Below are 22,172 nucleotides of genomic sequence, written 5' to 3' on the forward strand. Positions count from 1 at the left end.
TAATGACAGCATCCCTACACATTATTCTTGATACCGATCCGGGCATTGATGACGCGGCTGCGATTGCCGCTGCGCTGTTCGCCCCCGAGCTGGATCTGCAACTAATAACCACCGTTGCCGGCAACGTTTCGGTCGAAAAAACCACCCGTAATGCGTTGCAGCTTCTGCATTTCTGGGACGCCGATGTGCCACTTGCACAAGGGGCCGCGACGCCGTTGCTGCGTCCGTTACGCGATGCGGCATACGTCCACGGCGAATCCGGTATGGAAGGCTATGATTTTGTCGACCATCAGCGCCAACCGTTGGCGAAGCCTGCGTTTATCGCTATCCGGGATGTGTTGATGAACGCCCCGGAGCCCATGACATTAGTGGCGATTGGGCCATTGACCAATATTGCGTTGCTACTGATGCACTATCCGGAGTGTGCGTGTAACATTCGCCGTCTGGTGTTGATGGGCGGTTCCGCAGGGCGCGGCAATTTTACGCCTAATGCTGAATTTAACATTGCTGTCGATCCGGAGGCCGCCGCCCACGTATTTCGTAGCGGCATTGAGATTGTGATGTGTGGGCTGGACGTCACGAATCAGGCAATGCTCTCGCCAGATTTTCTAAGTAAACTGCCCGCGCTGAATCGCACCGGTAAGATGTTGCACAGCCTGTTCAACCATTATCGCAGCGGTAGTATGCGCACTGGCGTCCGGATGCACGATCTCTGCGCGATCGCCTGGCTGGTGCGTCCGGAGCTTTTTACCCTGCAATCCTGTTTTGTGGCCGTAGAAACGCAGGGGCAATATACCGCCGGTACCACGGTGGTGGATATTGAAGGGCGTCTGGGGCAGCCCGCCAACGCGCAGGTGGCGCTGGCGCTGGATGTGGACGGTTTTCGTCAGTGGGTGGCTGAGGTGTTTGCCTGTGCGCCGTAATTACATGTTGGCGCCATAATCTCATACTTTGCCGCGATAGAGTCTCTCCGGCCTGCCCACTTTCCCGTAGCTGATCTCCGCTTCGAGAAAGTTATTTTTCACGCCTTGTTCCAGATAGCGTCGGGCAGTGGTTTTACTGCTGCCCAGAATTTGCGCCAGAGTGTCTGCTGTATGTACTGCCTGCGGGTCGGCGAATATTTGTCGTACCCGGTTGAAGGTGTTTTCATCAATTCCCCGCAGTCCGCTATTCGGTTCTGCGGTTTGTTCTTTGGCCTGGATATTAAATAAGGCATCAACGTGCGTCTGGTTTGCCTGCTCACTGGAACGTAACGAACTGCGGTAACGGGTGAACCGCTCCAGGGTATGCTGCAGGCGCTGATAATGTACCGGCTTAATCAGATAATCGAATACGCCCATGCGTAAGGCATCGCTGATGGTATCCATATGATTGTCGGCGGTAATGAAAATAATTCGCCCCGTGTAGTTGGTGCTGATGGTATGACGAATTAAATCGATCCCTTTGCCATCGGGTAAAAAATTATCCAATAGAATTAACTGTGGTTGATAGAGGCGTATTTGCTTCTTTGCACTTTCCAGTTTGTCTGCGATGCCGACGATTGAAAACTGGGGAAAAAGCTTGATGGTATCCACCAGGATTTCCGCTAGCATCGGTTCGTCTTCAACGATGAGTGTCGTAATGCTATCCATGTTATTCTTCTCTGGTAAAAGGGATATAGAGGGTAAAAATGGTGCCAAAAGGATTATTGTTATCGACGATAATGTCGCCATTGGCCTGCTTGACGTAGCTGTGCACCAACCATAATCCAATTCCGTGATCGCCGTTGTTGTGGGTGGTCACTCCACGCTCGAAAATATGCTGGCGGATATTTTCGTCAATACCACATCCCTGATCGGCAACTTCAATAATGACTTCATTACCTTCGCTATTGATCAGGCACTCAATCTGTCGCGAGCCTTCGCTATTGAGCAGGGTGGCGTTATAGGCGTTGTCCAATAAATTGCCAACAATCGAAATCCATTCATTATGCGAGAGCGATGACGGCAGGTGTTCAACAAAGCTTGAAGGATCGAAAATCAGCTCCAGCCCCAGCTCTTTTGCCCGATAATATTTACCGATTAATAGCCCCGCAAGGTGGTGGTCGCGGAAATTATGGGAAATAAAATCGAGTACTTTCTGGTGGCTTTCCGACTGCTGCTGAATCAGCGCCAGCGCATTATCGTAGCGCTTCAGGAACAGCAGTCCGGCAATGGTGGAAATAAGGTTGCGATGCTCATGCTGCACGGCGCGCAGGTTATCGGCGTATTGCCGTACCTGACTTAACTGCAGGCTGAGTGTATTGATATCGTCTTTGTTGCGAAAGCTAATAACCCAGCCCTGAGGCTGGTTGTCAATAATGACCGCCATGCGACTGGCGATGACTTTCATTTGGTTAAAGGTGACGATCTCATCTTTTTTGTTTTTTTGCGGCGCATCGTAAAAGAAGGCCTCCGGCAACACGACATGGTGGATTGCATAGCCAATGAGTTCAGACTCCGGTTGGCTCAGATTCAGTAAGCGGCGAGCCGTTTGGTTAATAGCGGTAATACGGTGATGGGAGTCAATGGCGATCAACCCTTCAAATACCGACTCAAACAACACGCTTTGCTGAATTAATAGTTGTGAAAGCTGCTGCGGCTCCATGTTAAGCATCTGCTTTTTAATATGCAGCGAGAAGCGGCGGGCGCAGTACAACAGTACCAGCAGCAGTAACGCCATCGGGAACAGCAACGAGCTGATTTGTAAGTTAAGCCAGCTCTCCAACTGTTCCAGAGTATAGCCGACGGAAACAATACCGATGACTTTACCGGTACTGTCCTGAATCGGGGATTTACCACGTAAGGAAGAGCCTAATGAACCTTTGCGCACCGATACGTAGCTTTTAGCGTTATACAGCGCGTCGTCGCTATCACCGCCCTCCATATATTTGCCGATCTCATCCGGGTTGACGTGATACAGTCGCTGACCTTTTTCGTTGCCAACGGTAATGTAAGTCGCGTCCGAAAACGAGCGCATTGGGTCAATCAGCGCTTTGATGCGTGACAAATCATGCGCCTCTACGGCTTCAACTAATTCTGGCATAGCGGATATTTGCATTGCCTGAATAAGCGCACGTTGGCCCACCTGATAATGCAGGCGTTCTTTCGTGATATCGGTCAGATACCAAGTGATTGCCAGCATCACGATGGTGGATGTAAACAGGATCAGTAGAAATATCCGGTTTTGAAACGAGCGTCTGGCAAACCAGTGTGTAATTTCCCGTATAAACATATTGGTAGTTAGATATTTAATTACGGTATTTTCTTGCATTCGGCATCACCGGAACCTGAACCAGTTCATACTTACTTTTCTTTCAGAAAAAATTTGGATGAAAATGGGATACGACATGCGTATCCCATCCACTATTACATCGCCAACACGTATTTCAGCATCACGCCCGCGGCAATGGCCGAACCGATAACCCCCGCCACGTTCGGGCCCATCGCGTGCATCAGCAGGAAGTTCTGCGGGTCCGATTCCAGCCCCACTTTGTTCGATACGCGGGCCGCCATCGGCACTGCCGACACCCCCGCCGAACCGATAAGCGGGTTAATTTTGTTCTTACTGCACAGGTTCATCAGCTTCGCCATCAGCACCCCGGCCGCAGTCCCGATACCAAAGGCAATCACACCCAGCAGCAGAATGCCCAGCGTCTGCGGCTGCAGGAACTTGTCCGCCACCAGTTTTGCGCCCACCGACAGCCCGAGGAAGATGGTCACGATATTAATCAGCCCGTTCTGTACCGTGTCGCTCAGACGCTCCACCACGCCGCTTTCGCGCATCAGATTGCCAAAGCAGAACATCCCCAGCAGCGGCGCGGCGTCCGGCAGCAGCAGCGCCACCAGCATGAGCAACACCACCGGGAAGAGGATTTTTTCCCGCTTACTCACCGTGCGCAGCTGCACCATGCGGATTTTCCGCTCCGTCTCCGTGGTCAGCGCTTTCATAATCGGCGGCTGGATTAACGGCACCAGCGCCATATACGAGTACGCCGCCACCGCGATGGCCCCCAGCAGCTCCGGCGCCAGCTTGCCCGACAGATAAATCGCCGTTGGGCCGTCCGCGCCGCCGATGATGCCGATGGCCGCCGCCTGCGGCAGGGTGAAGGAAATCAGGCCGAAGTAATTCAGCGTCAGCGCCCCCAGCACCGTGGCGAAGATACCGAACTGCGCCGCCGCCCCCAGCAGCAGGGTGCGCGGGTTGGCCAGCAGCGGGCCGAAGTCGGTCATCGCGCCGACGCCCATGAAGATGACCAGCGGCGCGACGCCGGAGCCAATCGCCACTTTATAGAACAGCGCCAGCACCCCCGGCGTGTAGCCCATGTCCACCGCCAGGTTCTCCATCTGGCTCTGCACCGACGGCAGAGCAAGGGCCAGCGCTTCCTTGATGGCGTGCACGTCCGGCGCGCAGTTAAGCTTCGCGGCAATCACCGCCAGCTGCCCGGCGTCGTGATGCGCCAGCAGACTTTCCAGCGCGGTCAGCGCCATACCCGCTTCCGGGATGTTGGAGAGCAGCCCACCGAAGCCAATCGGCAGCAGCAGCAGCGGCTCGAACTTCTTCGCAATCGCCAGCCACAGCAGCAGCAGGCTGACCAGCAGCATGATGGCCTGGCCTGCGCCAAGGTGCATCAGTCCCATGCCCTGAAGCAGGGCGTTCAGACTTTCCATTTCCGCTCCTCGTCCTTACGCCAGCGTCATCAGGGTGTCGCCGACGGAAACCGCGTCCCCGGACTTCACCGCGATACCGCGTACCGTCCCGGCCTGCGCGGCGCGGATTTCGGTTTCCATCTTCATGGCTTCCAGAATCAGCAGCACGTCGCCTTCGGCCACCGTCTGGCCCTCGGTGGCAATCACCTTCCAGATGTTGCCCGCCAGCGGCGCGGTGACCGGGGTGCCGGCGCCCGCCGGGGCGGCAGCGGCTGGCGCGGAGGCAGGAACGGCTGCGGTCAGCTGGCTGATATCGCCGCCGTCGCTGACTTTCACCACAAAGGCCTTACCTTCCACTTCCACGGTGTAGATACCGGAGGCGGCAGGCTTCTCTGCTTTTGCCACCGGCTGCGCGGTTTCCGCCTGCGGCACCGGCTCAAACGCCGCCGGGTTGTGGCGGTTTTCGAGGAATTTGAGGCCGATTTGCGGGAACAGCGCCACGGTGAGCACGTCGTCGATAGCGTTTCCCGCCAGAGTAATGCCCTTCTCCTGCGCCTGGCGCCTGACGTCCGCTTCCAGTTCAGCCAGTTCCGGCTTCAGCAGGTCCGCCGGGCGGCAGGTCACCGGAGCGCCCCCTTCCAGCACGCGGGCCTGTAACGCGGCGTTCACCGGCACCGGGGTGTGGCCGTATTCGCCTTTCAGAATGCCCGCCGTTTCTTTGGCAATGGTTTTGTAGCGCTCGCCGGTCAGGACGTTGAGCACCGCCTGGGTGCCGACAATCTGCGAGGTCGGGGTCACCAGCGGGATAAAGCCGAGGTCCTCGCGCACGCGGGGGATTTCCGCCAGCACCTGGTCGAGTTTGTCCGCCGCGTTCTGCTGCTTCAGCTGGCTTTCGAGGTTGGTCAGCATCCCGCCCGGTACCTGCGCCACCAGAATACGGCTGTCGTAGCCCTTCAGCTGGCCTTCAAAGGCGTGATACTTTTTGCGCACCTCGCGGAAGTACGCAGCGATATTTTCCAGCTTCAGGATATCCAGCCCGGTGTCGTGCTCAGTACCTGCCAACGTCGCCACCAGCGCTTCGGTGGCCGGGTGGCCGTAGGTGGCGCTCATGGACGAAATCGCCGTGTCCACGCCGTCGACGCCCGCCTCGATAGCCTTCAGCAGGGCCATCTCCGCCATCCCGGTGGTGGCGTGACAGTGCAGGTGCAGGCGCACCTCAAAACGTTTTTTGATTTCGCTGACCAGCTCATACGCCGCCATCGGCGTGAGAATGCCGGACATATCCTTGATGGCAATCGAGTCAACGCCGGTCTCTAACAACTGTTCGGTTAAATCCAGCCAGGTCTGCAGGGTGTGCGCCGGGCTGGTGGTGTACGAGAGCGTGCCCTGGGCGTGCGCGCCGTGGCTGCGCACCGCCTGTAATGCCGCCTTCATATTACGCGGGTCGTTCATGGCGTCGAAGACGCGGAAGACGTCCATGCCGTTTTTCACCGCGCGTTCGACGAAGCGCTCCACCACGTCATCGGCGTAGTGGCGGTAGCCGAGCAGGTTCTGGCCGCGCAGCAGCATCTGCAGCGGGGTTTTGGGCATGGCCTTTTTAAGCTCGCGCAGGCGCAGCCACGGGTCTTCGCCGAGGAAACGGATGCAGGCGTCAAAGGTGGCGCCGCCCCAGCACTCCAGCGAGCCGTAGCCCACGTCATCAAGCTGGGCGGCAATCGGCAGCATGTCGTCAAGGCGCAGGCGGGTGGCGAACAGGGACTGGTGGGCGTCGCGCAGGACGACATCGGTAATGGCAATAGTCATGGATCCCTCCGGGAATTAAGCGTTAAGTCGGTGATGGTGAATGGCGGCGGCAATCACCGGCTTTAAGCGGGTGAAGTCGTCCACGGCGGGAACGGCGCGCGGTGCGGGCGCGGCGACGGGTTCCGGGAAGAAGCGAGTAATCACGGCGGACATGCCGCGAATGGCAAAGATGAGCAGGAACAGAAAGCTCAGTACGAACCCCATCCCTAAAAACATCAGGGTGAAACCTTCACCCAGTAATACAGCTTCGTTCATGAATCATTTTCCATAATGAGAGGCACGACGGTGGCCTTGACGACAACCTTCCTGGTGAATCCGGCTAAGGAGTAGAGTGGATTTCCCTTGGCCACCTCTGGCTTTGGCCTCTACTTTTCTCCAGGTCATTTGCGGCAAAGACACCGCCGTGCGTTTTTTTACACCATCATGCTGAACACGATGCTGGCGATAACCAGCACAATACCGCCGCCCAGACGAGAGGAAATTTGTGCATATGAAATGAGATTCATACGGTTACAGGCGGAGAGTACTTCCAGATCGCCGGAGCCGCCGCGGTTGGCCATACAAAGACCCGCAGTAATGGATGATTCAATCGGGTAGAAGCCAATCAACCAGCCCCCGATAGCTGCGCCAACGACTGCGCCGACCACGATGATCGCGGCGATAACTACGTTGGCGAACGTCAGGGCATCGATGATCTCTTGCAGATCGGTGTAGCAAACACCTACACCTACCATCAGCACCCACAGCAGTTGTTTGGAGAAGAAGTCAGCAAGACGTTTCGCCCCGGCTTTAATCTCCGGTGAGCAAAGACCTGATGCGTTCAGCGCAGCAACAATCAGGACCATCCAGGCGAAGTAGTGAATAGAGACGCCGCCGATGCTTGGCAGAATTTTCTTGGCAACAACATAGGCCAGCAGGAAGCAAGTGGTGGATAGCACCATGCCAACCGCCGTTTCACGATGGGTAATCTGACCGGCCTTTTCATCATCTTCGGTTTTGAAGGAAGCCTTACGAACCAACTCACCTTCACCGCTAAGCCAGGTGTATTTTTTGCCAATCATATCGAGGAGGGCGGCGAAAATAATGGCGAAGATATTCGCAATGGTCAGAATAGCAATAGCCGTTGAGTAATACTCTTCGCGAGAACGTCCGGTAACCGAGTGATAAATTTCAGACAGAGGCACGGCGCCCGCGCCGTTACCACCGCCCATAATCGGCAGAACGTACAGCATCATGATACGGTCGACCGGGATACCGAAGCACAGACCAATGACGATACCGAAAAGGGACGCGCCGACAATCCCGGCGAGGATGGTTGGGATATAGCCCAGCAGTGATTTTAATAGCAGCTTACGGTTTACCGACAGGATCGCGCCTGTGATCAACACTGCGATAAACAGGTTAAGGAAGTTGCTTTTATCCATTACGTTGCTGATCGCATCAATTTCTTTCTGCGTAAATATGCCAGCATAGACAAAATAAGCTGCAACCAGAAATATCATAACCGGTGCGCCGCCAATATATTTATTGAAGATCGGTAAACGTTTGCCGATTTCACCAAAAATGGCCCCCATAACAAACATAAGAGCAAAACCACCGACTAAGTCAGTCGGTATAGCGTTATAGAAATGAGACAGTAATAAAGTAATTAATGCAAAGGCATAAAGCGGTAGCGGCATACCAAAGATTTTGAATCTGAGTAAATCGCTGGCCCCCTTTTTCTCCGTCGCCGAAGCCTGGGTCATGTTGGTCATAAACATTTTCCTGTGTATTGATGGGTAACAAGACCCGCGCATACTAATAAATTCAATGAACCGTGAGATGTGACTATCTTCACTGAATGGTTGTGTTTTTAATTAATTTAATTATTTTTATTAACTCTGGTTAATTAAGAAAATAAAAACCATAAAGCTTATAAAAGCAAGGGGTAAAGTGTGATGTCTATTCCAGACGAGTAATACAAACGCTGGCGAAATATGCGACGTTATTTGCTGACGGATGCAGAATAGAGTGAATCTAATATTTAAACGCATTTATTTGCAAAAGGATGTATTGCGTCGCGAGTCGGTCGCCATGTTTCTGGATGGCGTGGGACTCGCCCTGGAAGACGATTGTGAAATCGCGGTATGCGCATATTGGCAGGGTGAGATAGTTGGATGCGGCTCGCTGGCCGGGAACGTACTGAAATGCATCGCCGTTTCCCCGGTTTTACAAGGGGAAGGGCTCAGCCTCAAACTGCTGACTGAGCTGCTTACATTGGCCTACGAGTTAAACCGCAGCGAGCTTTTCCTGTTCACTAAGCCGCAAAATCGGTTGCTGTTTTCTGGCGCGGGGTTTTGGCCCATTGCGCAGGCAGGTGAGCTGGCGGTGTTAATGGAGAACAGCAGTGAACGGTTAGCGCGCTTTTGTCGCCAACTGGCGCTTTATCGTCAACCGGGAAAAACGATTGGCGCCATCGTCATGAACGCCAATCCGTTTACATTGGGCCACCGTTATCTGGTGGAGCAAGCGGCTGCGGCCTGTGACTGGCTGCATCTGTTTGTGGTCAAAGAAGATGCTTCATTTTTTTCCTATACCGACCGTTGGGCGCTGATCGAACAAGGAATCGCGGGCATCGACAACGTCACGTTGCATTCCGGCTCCGCTTATATGATCTCGCGTGCGACGTTTCCCGGCTATTTCCTCAAAGAAAAAGGGGTTGTGGACGACTGCCATTGCCAGATCGATCTGCAACTCTTCCGTGAACATCTGGCTCCAGCGCTGGGGGTTACCCATCGTTTTGTCGGCAGTGAACCGTTTTGTCCTCTGACCTGTGCCTATAACCAGCGAATGCACGACATTTTACACGATCCGAAGCGTAGCGGCCCGGTTATTGAGGTCGTCGAGCTGGCGCGAGTAGAGAAAAACGGCGCGGCTATTTCCGCCTCTCGCGTCAGAAAACTGTATAGCGAACGTAATTGGTCGGCAATAAGCGCGCTGGTGCCTGCTGGCACCCTGGCATATCTGCAGCGGCATGCCGCCAGACACACTGAAACCATATGACGTAACACCGTTAACAAGGAACATAACTAATGAAAATCATTAAAGATGCCCTGGCAGGCACGCTGGAATCCAGCGATGTGATGATCAGGATTGGTCCATCCAGCGAGCCAGGAATTCGGCTGGAGCTAGAGAGTCTGGTGAAGCAGCAGTTTGGCGCGGCGATTGAGCAGGTGGTTCGGGAAACGCTGGCGAAGCTGGGCGTTGAACGCGCGCTGGTTAGCGTCGATGACAAAGGCGCGCTGGAGTGTATTTTACGCGCCCGAGTGCAGGCGGCGGCGTTACGCGCTGCAGAACAAACGGAAATTCAATGGAGTGCGTTATGAGACCTCGTCGCAGTATGTTGTTTATCCCCGGCGCAAATGCGGCCATGTTGAGCACCTCGTTTGTCTACGGTGCGGACGCGGTGATGTTCGACTTAGAAGACGCCGTAGCATTACGTGAGAAAGATACCGCCCGTCTTTTAGTCCATCACGCGCTTCAACATCCGTTCTATCAGGATGTTGAAAAAGTGGTGCGCATTAATCCACTGAACACGCCATTCGGTCTGGCCGATCTTGAGGCCGTCGTGCGTGGTGGCGCGGATATCGTGCGTCTGCCGAAAACCGACAGCAAAAACGATGTGCTGGAGCTGGAAGCGCAGGTTGAACGGATCGAACGTGAATGTGGACGTGAAGTCGGCAGTACCAGGCTGATGGCGGCGATCGAATCAGCGAAAGGCGTGGTCAATGCCGTCGACATCGCCACCTCCAGCCCGCGCATGGTGGCAATTGCGCTGGCGGCATTTGATTACGTGATGGATATGGGCACCAGCCGGGGCGATGGCACCGAGCTGTTCTACGCCCGCTGCGCAGTGCTGCATGCGGCGCGCGTTGCGGGTATTGCCGCCTATGATGTCGTTTGGTCGGATATCAATAATGAAGAAGGCTTCCTGAAGGAAGTGCAGTTGGCGAAAGGGCTTGGTTTTAACGGTAAGTCCTTAGTGAACCCACGTCAGATTGAGCTGTTACATCAGGCTTATTCTCCGACACGTAAAGAAGTTGAGCATGCGTATGAGGTGATTGCCGCCGCTGAAGAGGCTGAGTCTCGCGGTCTGGGCGTCGTTTCACTCAACGGCAAAATGATTGACGGCCCGATTATCGACCACGCGCGCAAAGTGGTGGCGCTGTCGGCTTCCGGTATTCGTGATTAAGGAAGGAACCATGAAAGAGACTGTAACCATGCTCAACCAGCAATATGTCGTACCGGAAGGATTACAGCCCTACCAGGGGGTAACAGCGAACAGCCCGTGGCTTGCCAGTGAAACGGAAAAGCGTCGGCGTAAAATTTGTGACTCGCTTGAAGAGGCTATTCGTCGTTCCGGGCTTAAAAATGGCATGACGATATCCTTCCACCATGCGTTTCGTGGTGGCGACAAAGTTGTCAATATGGTGATGGCGAAGCTGGCGGAAATGGGATTCCGCGATCTGACGCTTGCCTCCAGCTCATTAATTGATGCCCACTGGCCGCTTATCGAACACATTAAAAATGGCGTGGTGCGGCAGATTTATACCTCCGGGCTGCGCGGCAAGTTAGGGGAAGAGATCTCCGCTGGCCTGATGGAAAACCCGGTACAGATCCACTCTCACGGCGGCCGCGTAAAGCTGATTCAGAGCGGTGAGCTGAATATTGATGTCGCTTTCCTCGGCGTGCCGTGCTGCGACGAATTTGGTAATGCGAACGGCTTTAGCGGCAAGTCACGCTGCGGCTCTTTGGGGTATGCGCAGGTTGATGCGCAGTACGCTAAATGTGTGGTGCTCCTGACTGAAGAGTGGGTCGAATTCCCCAATTATCCGGCCAGTATCGCGCAGGATCAGGTTGATTTGATCGTGCAGGTGGATGAGGTAGGGGATCCGGAAAAAATCACCGCGGGTGCGATTCGTCTGTCCAGCAACCCGCGTGAACTGTTGATCGCCCGGCAGGCGGCCAATGTGATCGAACACTCGGGTTATTTTTGTGATGGTTTCTCGCTGCAAACCGGCACCGGTGGCGCTTCTCTGGCGGTCACCCGTTTCCTGGAAGACAAAATGCGTCGCCACAACATTACGGCGAGTTTTGGCCTGGGTGGGATCACCGGCACCATGGTGGATCTGCATGAGAAAGGGTTGATCAAAGCGCTGCTGGATACGCAATCATTCGATGGCGATGCAGCCCGTTCGCTGGCGCAGAACCCGCATCATATTGAAATTTCAACCAATCAATACGCGAACCCCGGCTCTAAAGGCGCGGCATGCGAACGCCTGAATGTGGTGATGCTGAGCGCGCTGGAAATTGACGTGAATTTCAACGTTAACGTGATGACCGGTTCAAACGGCGTACTGCGTGGCGCATCGGGCGGCCATAGCGATACGGCAGCAGGGGCCGATCTCACCATTATTACCGCACCGCTGGTGCGCGGGCGTATTCCTTGCGTGGTAGAAAAAGTGCTGACTACCGTCACGCCTGGGGCAAGTGTTGATGTGCTGGTTACCGACCATGGTATTGCGGTAAACCCCGCGCGTCAGGATCTGCTTGATAACCTGCGTGCTGCGGGTGTGGCGCTGATGACCATCGAACAACTGCAACAGCGCGCCGAGCAACTGACCGGTAAACCGCAGCCGATTGAGTTTACCGATCGGGTGGTGGCTGTGGTGCGTTATCGCGACGGTTCAGTGATTGACGTGATTCGCCAGGTTAAAGGCTGATGAAGGGCACAGACCTGCTGTACCAGGGCCAGGCAGTTACGCTGGAGGAGATGCTACAAGCGCGCGATAAACGTGCCGCCAGGCAGCGTCAGGCGTTGAACTGCTATCGGCTACCGTTGATTTCCCTCACGCTGGTTGCACCGGGCGCCGTTAAAAACTCAGCGGTCTGGCGGCGTGTCGCCGATTACGCAATTGCCGAAATACTGGCGCTTTGCGAACAGAAGGAGTGGGTCAACGTCTGGGAAATGCAGGTAAATGAACGCAGCGGCCCGGAATGGATGGCAGCGGTCTGTGCGCCGGCAATGGCGTTGAAACAGCACATGTCGACACTAGAGATGCGCCATCCGTTAGGGCGGCTTTGGGACATCGACATTATTGATAGCGACGGTAAGTCGCTATCACGCCGTGAACTCGGGCATCCTGCCCGGCCATGTTTGATATGCCAGCAGGATGCTCATCTCTGTGCCCGGGGCAAGCATCACACCCTTGACCTTTTGTTGGATGAAATTGCACGAAGGATTGAATGCTATGAACGTGAGCGTTGTGACTGAACGGCGTACGCCAGCGTACTCATCGCTGGCGGCTGGCGAACTTAATGGGTTGGTTGCAAGAGCGCTGCTGACGGAAGCCAGGCTGACACCAAAACCCGGTCTGGTCGATATTCGTAATTCGGGAGCGCATAGGGATATGGATCTGGCGGCATTTGAACGTAGCACTACCGCCATTGCTCCATGGATGGAAAAGTTTTTTATCATGGGCAACAACACGGCGGCGGTGGCGGCAGAAAATGTCCTGGTGATGCTGCGTCCGCTGGGGATGGCCTGTGAGAACGATATGCTACAGGCGACCAATGGTGTGAATACCCATCGCGGGGCGATTTTCGCTTTTGGCCTGCTGAGCGCAGCGATTGGCCGACTTCTCGCGCGGGGAGAACCGTTGGAGCAAAATCGTATCTGCGACCAGGTTGCCCGCCTGAGTCGGAATATTGTTGCCCACGAGCTCTCAGCAAAAAAAGCGGGAAAACTGACAAAGAGTGAAACCCATTTCCAGTGCTATGGCCTGTCGGGCGCGCGGGGAGAAGCGGAAAGCGGTTTTCGAACCGTCAGAACGCAGGCTTTGCCGGTGTTTAACCGGGTCGTGCAGGAGCATGACGATACCCATCTTGCCCTGCTGCAAACATTGTTGCATCTGATGGCGTGGAATGATGATACCAATCTGGTGTCACGGGGAGGCCTGGAAGGGCTTTACTACGTGCAGCAGCAGGCACAAAAATTGTTGTGGCAAGGGGGCGTATTGGTTGAGGGGGGCATTGAAGCGATGCAGTCCCTCGATGATGAACTCATCCTGCGTAACTTAAGCCCTGGCGGTAGCGCGGATTTATTGGCAGTGACCTGGTTTTTAAGTCATTTTCCTGCCGGTTCCCTCTATCCTGAGTAAGTTTCTCTTCTTTCATTCTCTCCAGCAATGATTCATCCTGCGGGATGAATCATGTCTTTTACTGATATCGCTCCCTGTTTATCATTAATTTCTAATTATCGGCGATTTTAGATGGCGGCCTCCGGGCGCGCTGGTTACTCTGAAAACGGTTTACGCAATTTTTACAAAAGAGAATAGCTATGCATGAAGCACAAATCCGCGTCGCCATTGCCGGCGCCGGTGGCCGCATGGGACGGCAGTTAATCCAGGCCGCCATGGCGATGGAAGGTGTTCAGCTGGGTGCCGCGCTGGAGCGCGAAGGCTCTTCCTTGCTGGGCAGCGATGCTGGCGAACTGGCAGGGGCGGGAAAGTCCGGCGTGATCGTTCAAAGCAGCCTTGAGGCGGTAAAAGATGATTTTGACGTTTTCATCGATTTTACCCGTCCGGAAGGCACGTTGACGCATCTGGCGTTTTGCCGCCAGCATGGTAAAGGGATGGTGATTGGTACTACCGGCTTTGACGACGCCGGTAAACAGGCCATTCGCGAGGCGTCGCAAGAGATTGCGATCGTTTTCGCCGCAAACTTTAGCGTCGGCGTTAACGTCATGCTCAAGCTGCTGGAGAAAGCCGCGAAGGTAATGGGCGACTATAGCGATATTGAAATTATTGAAGCGCACCACCGCCATAAAGTGGATGCACCGTCGGGTACGGCGCTGGCAATGGGCGAGGCAATCGCCGGGGCGCTGGATAAAAATCTGAAGGACTGCGCGGTCTACTCGCGTGAAGGTTATACCGGCGAGCGCGTACCGGGCACGATTGGCTTTGCGACCGTACGCGCGGGCGACATCGTCGGCGAACATACCGCGATGTTTGCCGATATTGGCGAGCGCGTAGAGATTACGCATAAAGCTTCCAGTCGCATGACGTTTGCAAATGGCGCGTTGCGATCGGCGTTATGGCTAAAAACGAAGAAAAATGGGCTATTTGACATGCGGGATGTGCTGGGGCTGGATGTATTATAGCGACTAAATACCTTCGTGATGTGGTTGTGGTAATCAAGATTAATTGATTACAAAGGGCAATATATTATTGCCCTTTTGTTTTTTTGCCCCCCGGTTATTCGGTCAGATAAATAACGCTTTTCACCATTCATGTTTCGACAGTTTCTTCGCCCACGACATGTTCTGCCGCAGTGGCTTACCGTATGCAAAAGGCACCTCGACCAGACTAATAAGACTGATATCCATTGGGGGGGTAGTGCTGTTCCATGGGGTCATTTTATCTCTTTTACTTCAATGGGTTAGCTTTTTTATGCTGTAGTGAGGCTGGTTGTGTTCCAATCTTATGCGCTAGTCTTAAAGAAAAAGAAGTTGGATCTTTATATCGCGATTGTAATTCTTATTACATTGTCTTAATTTGCTTTTTTTGTTGGTTTTATGATGCATTTGTTTTATTTTTTATGTTTTTAACACCTTGATTTTTAAAATGTTTTTGTCGTTAATTTGCTTAATTTTGAATTTTTTATGCATTTAATAGTGTTGATGGCTATTAAATGAATTTTTATCGTTGTTTTTTGTTGTTTTAATGTGAAATTTGACCATTTGGTCCACTTTTTATCATGCCAGCCAGTTTTTTGCGAACTCACGGAAGCGCAAGCGTTTTCTATCGTCACTTAGTTGATCTTTTTGCCTCTTAAACAGAATAACTTCTTTATAATGTGCAAAATAACATAAAAAACACCCTCTTTAAGTTGACTTTTATCCGGCTTAACTTCAGAATGCCGCCGTTTGCCAGAAATCCACGGGTAAGCAAATTTGCATTGCTTCATACTGACTGAATGAATTAATATGCAAATAAAGTGAGTGAATATTCTCTGGAGGGTGTTTTGATTAAGTCAGCGCTATTGGTTCTGGAAGACGGAACCCAGTTTCACGGTCGGGCCATAGGGGCAACAGGTTCGGCGGTTGGGGAAGTCGTTTTCAATACTTCAATGACCGGTTATCAAGAAATCCTCACTGATCCTTCCTATTCCCGCCAAATCGTCACTCTTACTTATCCCCATATTGGTAATGTCGGCACCAATGAAGCCGATGAAGAATCTTCTCAGGTTCATGCGCAAGGTTTAGTGATTCGCGATCTGCCGTTGATTGCCAGCAACTTCCGTAACACCGAAGACCTCTCTTCTTACCTGAAACGCCATAACATCGTGGCGATTGCTGATATCGATACCCGCAAGCTGACCCGACTGCTGCGTGAGAAAGGCGCACAGAACGGCTGCATCATTGCAGGCGATAGCCCGGATGCGAAGCTGGCGCTGGAAAAAGCGAAAGCATTTCCTGGACTGAACGGTATGGATCTGGCGAAAGAAGTGACCACGGCGGAAACCTACCGCTGGACGCAGGGTAGCTGGACGCTGAAAGACGGTTTACCGGAAGCGAAATCTGAGGATGACCTGCCGTTCCACGTGGTGGCCTACGATTTTGGCGCCAAGCGCAACATTCTACGTATGCTGGTGGATCGCGGCTGCCGCCTGACGGTGGTGCCAGCGCAGACCTCTGCTGAAGAGGTGCTGAAAATGAATCCGGACGGCATCTTCCTGTCAAACGGCCCTGGCGACCCGGCTCCGTGCGACTACGCGATTACTGCTATCCAGAAATTCCTCGAAACCGACATTCCGCTATTTGGCATCTGCCTCGGTCATCAGCTACTGGCGCTGGCGAGCGGTGCGAAGACCGTTAAGATGAAGTTCGGCCATCACGGCGGCAACCATCCGGTAAAAGATATGGACAGAAACGTGGTAATGATCACCGCGCAGAACCACGGCTTTGCGGTGGATGAAGACTCGCTGCCAGCCAACCTGCGCGTGACCCACAAGTCGCTGTTCGACGGCACCCTGCAGGGCATTCACCGTACCGACAAACCGGCGTTCTGCTTCCAGGGACACCCGGAAGCCAGCCCCGGCCCGCACGATGCGGCGCCGCTGTTCGACCACTTTATCGAGCTTATTGAGCAATACCGTCAGTCCGCGAAATAATCAGGAGTAATAAGAGCCATGCCAAAACGTACAGATATAAAAAGCATCCTGATTCTGGGCGCGGGTCCGATTGTTATCGGTCAGGCGTGTGAGTTTGACTACTCCGGCGCTCAGGCGTGTAAAGCCCTGCGCGAAGAGGGCTACCGCGTTATTCTGGTGAACTCCAACCCGGCCACCATCATGACCGACCCGGAAATGGCCGATGCCACCTACATCGAGCCGATTCACTGGGAAGTGGTGCGCAAAATCATTGAAAAAGAGCGTCCGGATGCGGTGCTGCCGACCATGGGCGGCCAGACCGCGCTGAACTGCGCGCTGGAGCTGGAGCGGCAGGGCGTGCTGGAAGAGTTCGGCGTCACCATGATTGGCGCCACCGCCGACGCCATTGATAAAGCCGAAGACCGTCGTCGCTTCGATATCGCGATGAAGAAAATTGGTCTCGACACCGCGCGTTCCGGTATCGCGCACACCATGGAAGAAGCGCTGGCGGTTGCCGCTGACGTGGGCTTCCCGTGCATCATCCGTCCGTCCTTTACCATGGGCGGCACCGGCGGCGGTATCGCTTACAACCGTGAAGAGTTCGAAGAAATCTGCGAACGCGGTCTGGACCTCTCGCCAACCAACGAGCTGCTGATTGATGAATCGCTGATCGGCTGGAAAGAGTACGAGATGGAAGTGGTGCGTGATAAAAACGACAACTGCATCATCGTCTGCTCTATCGAAAACTTCGATGCGATGGGCATCCATACCGGCGACTCCATCACCGTGGCCCCGGCACAGACGCTGACCGACAAAGAATATCAAATCATGCGTAACGCCTCGATGGCGGTACTGCGTGAAATCGGCGTCGAAACCGGCGGTTCTAACGTCCAGTTCGCAGTGAACCCGAAAAACGGTCGTCTGATCGTTATCGAAATGAACCCGCGCGTCTCCCGCTCCTCGGCGCTGGCGTCGAAAGCCACCGGCTTCCCGATTGCCAAAGTGGCCGCCAAACTGGCGGTGGGTTATACCCTCGACGAGCTGATGAACGACATCACCGGTGGCCGTACACCGGCCTCCTTCGAGCCGTCCATCGACTACGTTGTCACCAAAATTCCGCGCTTTAACTTCGAGAAATTCGCCGGTGCTAACGACCGTCTGACCACCCAGATGAAATCGGTCGGGGAAGTGATGGCGATTGGCCGCACGCAGCAGGAATCCCTGCAGAAAGCGCTGCGCGGCCTGGAAGTGGGCGCCACCGGTTTCGACCCGAAAGTGAGCCTCGACGACCCGGAAGCGCTGACTAAAATCCGCCGCGAGCTGAAAGACGCGGGCGCTGATCGTATCTGGTATATCGCCGATGCCTTCCGCGCAGGTCTCTCCGTTGACGGCGTGTTCAACTTGACCAACATCGACCGCTGGTTCCTGGTGCAGATTGAAGAGCTGGTGCGTCTGGAAGAGAAAGTGGCTGAAGTCGGGATTACCGGCCTCAACGCCGACTTCCTGCGTCAGCTCAAGCGTAAAGGTTTTGCCGATGCGCGTCTGGCGAAACTGGCGGGCGTGCGTGAAGCGGAAATCCGCAAGCTGCGTGACCAATACAACCTGCATCCGGTCTACAAGCGTGTGGATACCTGCGCGGCGGAATTCGCCACCGATACCGCCTACATGTACTCCACTTATGAAGATGAGTGCGAAGCGAACCCGTCCGTTGACCGCGACAAAATCATGGTCCTCGGCGGCGGCCCGAACCGTATCGGCCAGGGCATTGAGTTTGACTACTGCTGCGTACACGCCTCGCTGGCGCTGCGCGAAGACGGTTACGAGACCATCATGGTCAACTGTAACCCGGAAACCGTCTCCACCGACTACGACACTTCCGACCGCCTGTACTTCGAGCCGGTGACGCTGGAAGACGTGCTGGAAATCGTGCGTATCGAGAAGCCGAAAGGCGTTATCGTGCAGTACGGCGGCCAGACCCCACTGAAGCTGGCGCGCGCGCTGGAAGCGGCAGGCGTGCCGGTTATCGGCACCAGCCCGGACGCCATCGACCGCGCGGAAGACCGCGAGCGCTTCCAGCACGCGGTTGACCGTCTGAAACTGAAGCAACCGGCCAACGCCACCGTCACCGCCATTGAACAGGCTGTCGAAAAAGCGAAAGAGATCGGCTACCCGCTGGTGGTACGTCCTTCTTACGTGCTGGGCGGTCGGGCGATGGAAATTGTCTATGACGAAGCCGACCTGCGTCGCTACTTCCAGACGGCGGTCAGCGTCTCTAACGATGCGCCGGTGCTGCTGGACCGCTTCCTTGATGACGCGGTTGAAGTGGACGTGGACGCTATCTGCGACGGCGAAATGGTGCTGATTGGCGGCATTATGGAGCACATTGAGCAGGCGGGCGTACACTCCGGCGACTCCGCCTGTTCCCTGCCGGCCTACACGCTGAGCCAGGAAATTCAGGACGTGATGCGCCAGCAGGTGCAGAAGCTGGCCTTCGAGTTGCAGGTGCGCGGCCTGATGAACGTGCAGTTTGCGGTCAAGGACAACGAAGTCTACCTGATTGAAGTCAACCCGCGTGCGGCGCGTACTGTGCCGTTCGTCTCCAAAGCCACCGGCGTGCCGCTGGCGAAAGTGGCGGCGCGCGTGATGGCCGGCAAATCGCTGACCGAGCAGGGCGTGACCAAAGAAATTATCCCGCCGTACTACTCGGTGAAAGAAGTGGTGTTGCCGTTTAACAAATTCCCGGGCGTTGACCCGCTGTTAGGGCCAGAAATGCGCTCCACCGGGGAGGTGATGGGCGTCGGCCGTACCTTCGCGGAAGCGTTCGCTAAGGCGCAGCTGGGCAGTAACTCCACCATGAAGAAACAGGGCCGTGCGCTGCTCTCCGTTCGCGAAGGCGACAAAGAGCGCGTGGTGGATCTCGCCGCTAAGCTGCTGAAACAGGGCTTTGAGCTGGATGCCACCCACGGTACGGCGATTGTGCTGGGCGAAGCCGGTATCAACCCGCGTCTGGTGAACAAGGTGCATGAAGGTCGTCCGCACATTCAGGACCGTATCAAGAATGGCGAATACACCTATATCATCAATACCACCGCGGGCCGCCGCGCGATTGAAGACTCCAGGGTGATTCGCCGCAGCGCGCTGCAGTACAAGGTGCATTATGACACCACGCTGAACGGCGGTTTTGCCACGACGATGGCGCTCAATGCTGATGCCACCGAGAAGGTAACCTCGGTGCAGGAAATGCACGCGCAGATCAAAAAGTCGTAAACAAAGGGTTCGGCGGATATTGCTCTAACCGGACCTGTAATATAATGTTGAAAGGGTTTCTGTAAAGAAACCCTTTTTTTATCTTGTGTAAGGTCATTCCTGGAGAAGTCCGTTTCCGTAACCACATTTTCAATGTAATAAGCACGATATTGCTCACACTAATCAATATTTAAGTCGCATACTATCTTGCATATCCACAATTTTAATATGGCTTAGTTTTTATTAGTTTGGACAGGCCGTAGCCAGATTTTTAATTTGTGAAATGGTGTGCTTATGTGTGAAAAATATGTTGAAAGACCGCTTTATTTGTTAATTGCTGACTGGATGATGGCAGAGAACCGATGGATCACTGCCAGGGAGATTTCCCGTCAATTTGATATTGAACATTGCAAAGCAATTAATACGCTCTCCTATATTCTGTCAGAAGTGGGGGAAATTGTTTGTGAAGTGAAGATGATCCCTAACCAAATTGCAGGACGAGGCTGCCAGTGCCAGCGTCTGGTGAAAGTCGTGAGTATCGACTCTCAACTCTATCGCCGATTGAATCATAATTTGCAGGAAAGAAAAGTGAGCGTGGCGAAAGCGCCGCGGCTGTCTGCCGTTCCCCCCACAGAGCTAAACCGTGAGCAGAAATGGCAGATGATGCTCTCCAAGAGTATGCGTCGCTAATTGTCTGTTTACCTGCTGGCGGGGTAAACGGTAATTGACGCGTAGGCCGGATAAGCGTGAGCGCATCCGGCATCAATTACTGTGCTGATTTTGGCTTCACGTCCGTCGTGCCTTTCAGGCGCGGTCGGTTTTCTTCGACCTGCGTTAACGGCTTCGTTTCAGATAACCCCGTTCGACAACGGATCGCAAGATCCTGATATTCTTTGGTATTGAGGCGTTTCCAGTGCAGCTCCTGGTCCGTAACCTGGCGTAGTACGCGCGCCGGTGATCCCACCAGCAGTTGCCTTGCCTCACCCTGAAATCCGGCTTTGACAAAACTCATGGCGGCGACAATGCTCTCTTCGCCAATCATTGCGCCGTCCATAATGACGCTATTCATGCCGACCAGGGCGTCCCGTCCCACCACGCAGCCATGTAGAATAGCGCCGTGGCCGATATGGCCGTTCTCATGCACGATGGTATCGGTATCGCAGTAGCCATGCATAATGCAGCCATCCTGCAGATTAGAGCCTGCCTCCAGGATCAGGCGACCATAATCCCCACGCAATGACGCGAGTGGGCCAATATAAACACCGGCGCCCACGATGACATCGCCAATCAGCACGGCGCTGGGATGGACAAACGCGTCCGGATGCACCACCGGGATCAGTCCTTCAAAGGCGTAATAGCTCATAGTTGTACCTCGGTTTTTTTGCCGGATGGCGGCGTAAACACCTTATCCGGCCTACGGTTGCGCATGTGCTGTAGGCCGGATAAGCGAAGCGCCATCCGGCATAGTCACATTAACGACCTTTCCACACCGGATCGCGTTTTTCGGCAAATGCCTGCGGTCCTTCGAGCGCATCTTCTGAATGCAGTACCGACGGATAATGCTTCAGTACGCCGCTGCGGATGTAGCGGTAGCCTTCTTCTACCGGCATTTCGCTGGTCGCGCGATAAATCTCTTTCAGCGCCGCGATAGCCAGCGGGGCGCTATTGACCAGTTGTTGCGCCAGTTCGCGCGCGCTATCCATCAGTTCGCTCTGGCTGACAACGCGGTTCACGATCCCCCAACGCAGCGCTTCTTCGGCGCTCATTCGTCTGCCGGTCATTACCATTTCGTTGACGATAGCCGGTGGCAGCAGCTTAGGCAGACGCAATACGCCGCCGCTGTCAGGCACGATGCCGAGCTTTGCTTCCGGCAGCGCGAAACTGGCGTTTTCGGCGCAGACAATAAAGTCCGCCGCCAGCGCCAGCTCAAAACCGCCGCCAAACGCGTAGCCGTTCACCGCGGCGATAACCGGCTTATCGAGGTCAAATATTTCGGTTAAACCGGCAAAGCCGCCGGGACCAAAATCGGCATCCGGCGCTTCACCTTCCGCTGCCGCTTTTAAGTCCCAGCCAGCAGAAAAGAATTTCTCCCCGCCGCCGGTAATGATTGCTACGCGTAATTCCGGATCGTCACGGAAATTAAGAAAAGCTTCACCCATTGCAAAGCTGGTTTTGGCATCAATGGCATTCGCTTTAGGTCGGTCAAGGGTAATTTCCAGGATCGGGCCGTTACGGGTCAGATGTAATGACTCACTCATAGTTCAT

19 protein-coding genes are annotated in these 22,172 nt (G+C 54.4%); 11 read left to right on the forward strand and 8 right to left on the reverse strand.

Translation table 11 applies throughout. The features are described 5' to 3' along the window. Positions 1–2 precede the first annotated feature (2 nt). Positions 3–923 carry a ribonucleoside hydrolase RihC gene (gene rihC / locus ACH0WD_RS10185; protein ID WP_000127273.1) on the forward strand — a complete coding sequence of 307 codons (921 nt, stop codon included), beginning with the start codon at positions 3–5 and terminating at the stop codon, positions 921–923. A gap of 21 nt (positions 924–944) precedes the next feature. On the opposite strand, the gene ACH0WD_RS10190 is transcribed toward rihC, so the two are convergent. The 6 genes from ACH0WD_RS10190 to citS all read right to left on the reverse strand — a co-directional run bounded on the left by ACH0WD_RS10190 (position 945) and on the right by citS (position 8,224). Next, positions 945–1,631 (reverse strand): response regulator, encoded by a 687-nt coding sequence (locus ACH0WD_RS10190; protein WP_000377415.1) that lies wholly within the window; start codon positions 1,629–1,631, stop codon positions 945–947. A gap of 1 nt (position 1,632) precedes the next feature. Next, positions 1,633–3,252: an ATP-binding protein gene (locus ACH0WD_RS10195; RefSeq protein ID WP_001747743.1), complete on the reverse strand. Its 1,620-nt coding sequence runs from the start codon at positions 3,250–3,252 to the stop codon at positions 1,633–1,635. Between the two features lie 134 nt (positions 3,253–3,386). Next, complete coding sequence (locus ACH0WD_RS10200; protein ID WP_000444884.1) at positions 3,387–4,688, reverse strand: oxalacetate decarboxylase subunit beta; 1,302 nt, start codon at positions 4,686–4,688, stop codon at positions 3,387–3,389. A 15-nt stretch (positions 4,689–4,703) separates the two neighbouring features. Beyond that, positions 4,704–6,470: a sodium-extruding oxaloacetate decarboxylase subunit alpha gene (oadA, locus tag ACH0WD_RS10205; RefSeq protein ID WP_000150458.1), complete on the reverse strand. Its 1,767-nt coding sequence runs from the start codon at positions 6,468–6,470 to the stop codon at positions 4,704–4,706. 15 nt (positions 6,471–6,485) lie between these two features. Continuing rightward, the gene (locus ACH0WD_RS10210) at positions 6,486–6,725 is read right to left on the reverse strand and encodes an oxaloacetate decarboxylase subunit gamma (RefSeq protein WP_001001151.1); all 240 of its coding nucleotides are present in this window, start codon (positions 6,723–6,725) and stop codon (positions 6,486–6,488) included. A gap of 158 nt (positions 6,726–6,883) precedes the next feature. Then, a complete protein-coding gene (gene citS, locus ACH0WD_RS10215; protein ID WP_000183601.1) occupies positions 6,884–8,224 on the reverse strand; it encodes a citrate/sodium symporter CitS in 1,341 nt (446 codons plus the stop codon). Positions 8,225–8,468: 244 nt separating this feature from the next. Here citS and citC point away from each other — a divergent pair, with 244 nt between their 5' ends. From citC to caiF, 10 genes are all read left to right on the forward strand, one after another. Then, entirely contained in the window at positions 8,469–9,512 is a 1,044-nt protein-coding gene (gene citC, locus ACH0WD_RS10220) for a [citrate (pro-3S)-lyase] ligase (protein WP_001181439.1), read from the forward strand. A 29-nt stretch (positions 9,513–9,541) separates the two neighbouring features. After that, positions 9,542–9,835: a citrate lyase acyl carrier protein gene (citD, locus tag ACH0WD_RS10225; RefSeq protein WP_000691461.1), complete on the forward strand. Its 294-nt coding sequence runs from the start codon at positions 9,542–9,544 to the stop codon at positions 9,833–9,835. After that, on the forward strand, positions 9,832–10,701 hold the full coding sequence (gene citE / locus ACH0WD_RS10230) for a citrate (pro-3S)-lyase subunit beta (RefSeq protein ID WP_001247811.1): 870 nt from the start codon (positions 9,832–9,834) through the stop codon (positions 10,699–10,701). Before citD ends, citE begins: the two co-directional genes overlap by 4 nt. A gap of 10 nt (positions 10,702–10,711) precedes the next feature. Then, positions 10,712–12,232, forward strand: coding sequence for a citrate lyase subunit alpha (gene citF, locus ACH0WD_RS10235; RefSeq protein ID WP_000665575.1), 1,521 nt, complete (start codon positions 10,712–10,714; stop codon positions 12,230–12,232). After that, entirely contained in the window at positions 12,232–12,783 is a 552-nt protein-coding gene (citX, locus tag ACH0WD_RS10240; RefSeq protein ID WP_000679044.1) for a citrate lyase holo-[acyl-carrier protein] synthase, read from the forward strand. The genes citF and citX overlap by 1 nt, the downstream gene beginning before the upstream one ends. Next, positions 12,761–13,669 carry a triphosphoribosyl-dephospho-CoA synthase CitG gene (citG, locus tag ACH0WD_RS10245; protein WP_001103245.1) on the forward strand — a complete coding sequence of 303 codons (909 nt, stop codon included), beginning with the start codon at positions 12,761–12,763 and terminating at the stop codon, positions 13,667–13,669. Before citX ends, citG begins: the two co-directional genes overlap by 23 nt. A 179-nt stretch (positions 13,670–13,848) precedes the next feature. Continuing rightward, a complete protein-coding gene (gene dapB / locus ACH0WD_RS10250; protein ID WP_000544032.1) occupies positions 13,849–14,670 on the forward strand; it encodes a 4-hydroxy-tetrahydrodipicolinate reductase in 822 nt (273 codons plus the stop codon). Between the two features lie 863 nt (positions 14,671–15,533). Continuing rightward, entirely contained in the window at positions 15,534–16,682 is a 1,149-nt protein-coding gene (gene carA, locus ACH0WD_RS10255) for a glutamine-hydrolyzing carbamoyl-phosphate synthase small subunit (protein WP_000597278.1), read from the forward strand. Positions 16,683–16,700: 18 nt separating this feature from the next. Further along, entirely contained in the window at positions 16,701–19,928 is a 3,228-nt protein-coding gene (gene carB / locus ACH0WD_RS10260) for a carbamoyl-phosphate synthase large subunit (protein WP_001126316.1), read from the forward strand. 273 nt (positions 19,929–20,201) lie between these two features. Next, the gene (gene caiF / locus ACH0WD_RS10265) at positions 20,202–20,597 is read left to right on the forward strand and encodes a carnitine metabolism transcriptional regulator CaiF (protein WP_000333324.1); all 396 of its coding nucleotides are present in this window, start codon (positions 20,202–20,204) and stop codon (positions 20,595–20,597) included. A 76-nt stretch (positions 20,598–20,673) separates the two neighbouring features. Here the strand turns inward: caiF and caiE are convergent, their stop codons facing one another. Together caiE and caiD are read right to left on the reverse strand one after the other, a co-directional pair. Then, on the reverse strand, positions 20,674–21,270 hold the full coding sequence (gene caiE / locus ACH0WD_RS10270) for a carnitine operon protein CaiE (protein WP_000122859.1): 597 nt from the start codon (positions 21,268–21,270) through the stop codon (positions 20,674–20,676). A gap of 109 nt (positions 21,271–21,379) precedes the next feature. Beyond that, entirely contained in the window at positions 21,380–22,165 is a 786-nt protein-coding gene (gene caiD, locus ACH0WD_RS10275) for a crotonobetainyl-CoA hydratase (RefSeq protein ID WP_000004376.1), read from the reverse strand. Positions 22,166–22,172: the final 7 nt, after the last annotated feature.

This window comes from Salmonella sp. 2020_1395, from assembly GCF_043848115.1.
GTDB classification, from domain to species: domain Bacteria; phylum Pseudomonadota; class Gammaproteobacteria; order Enterobacterales; family Enterobacteriaceae; genus Salmonella; species Salmonella enterica.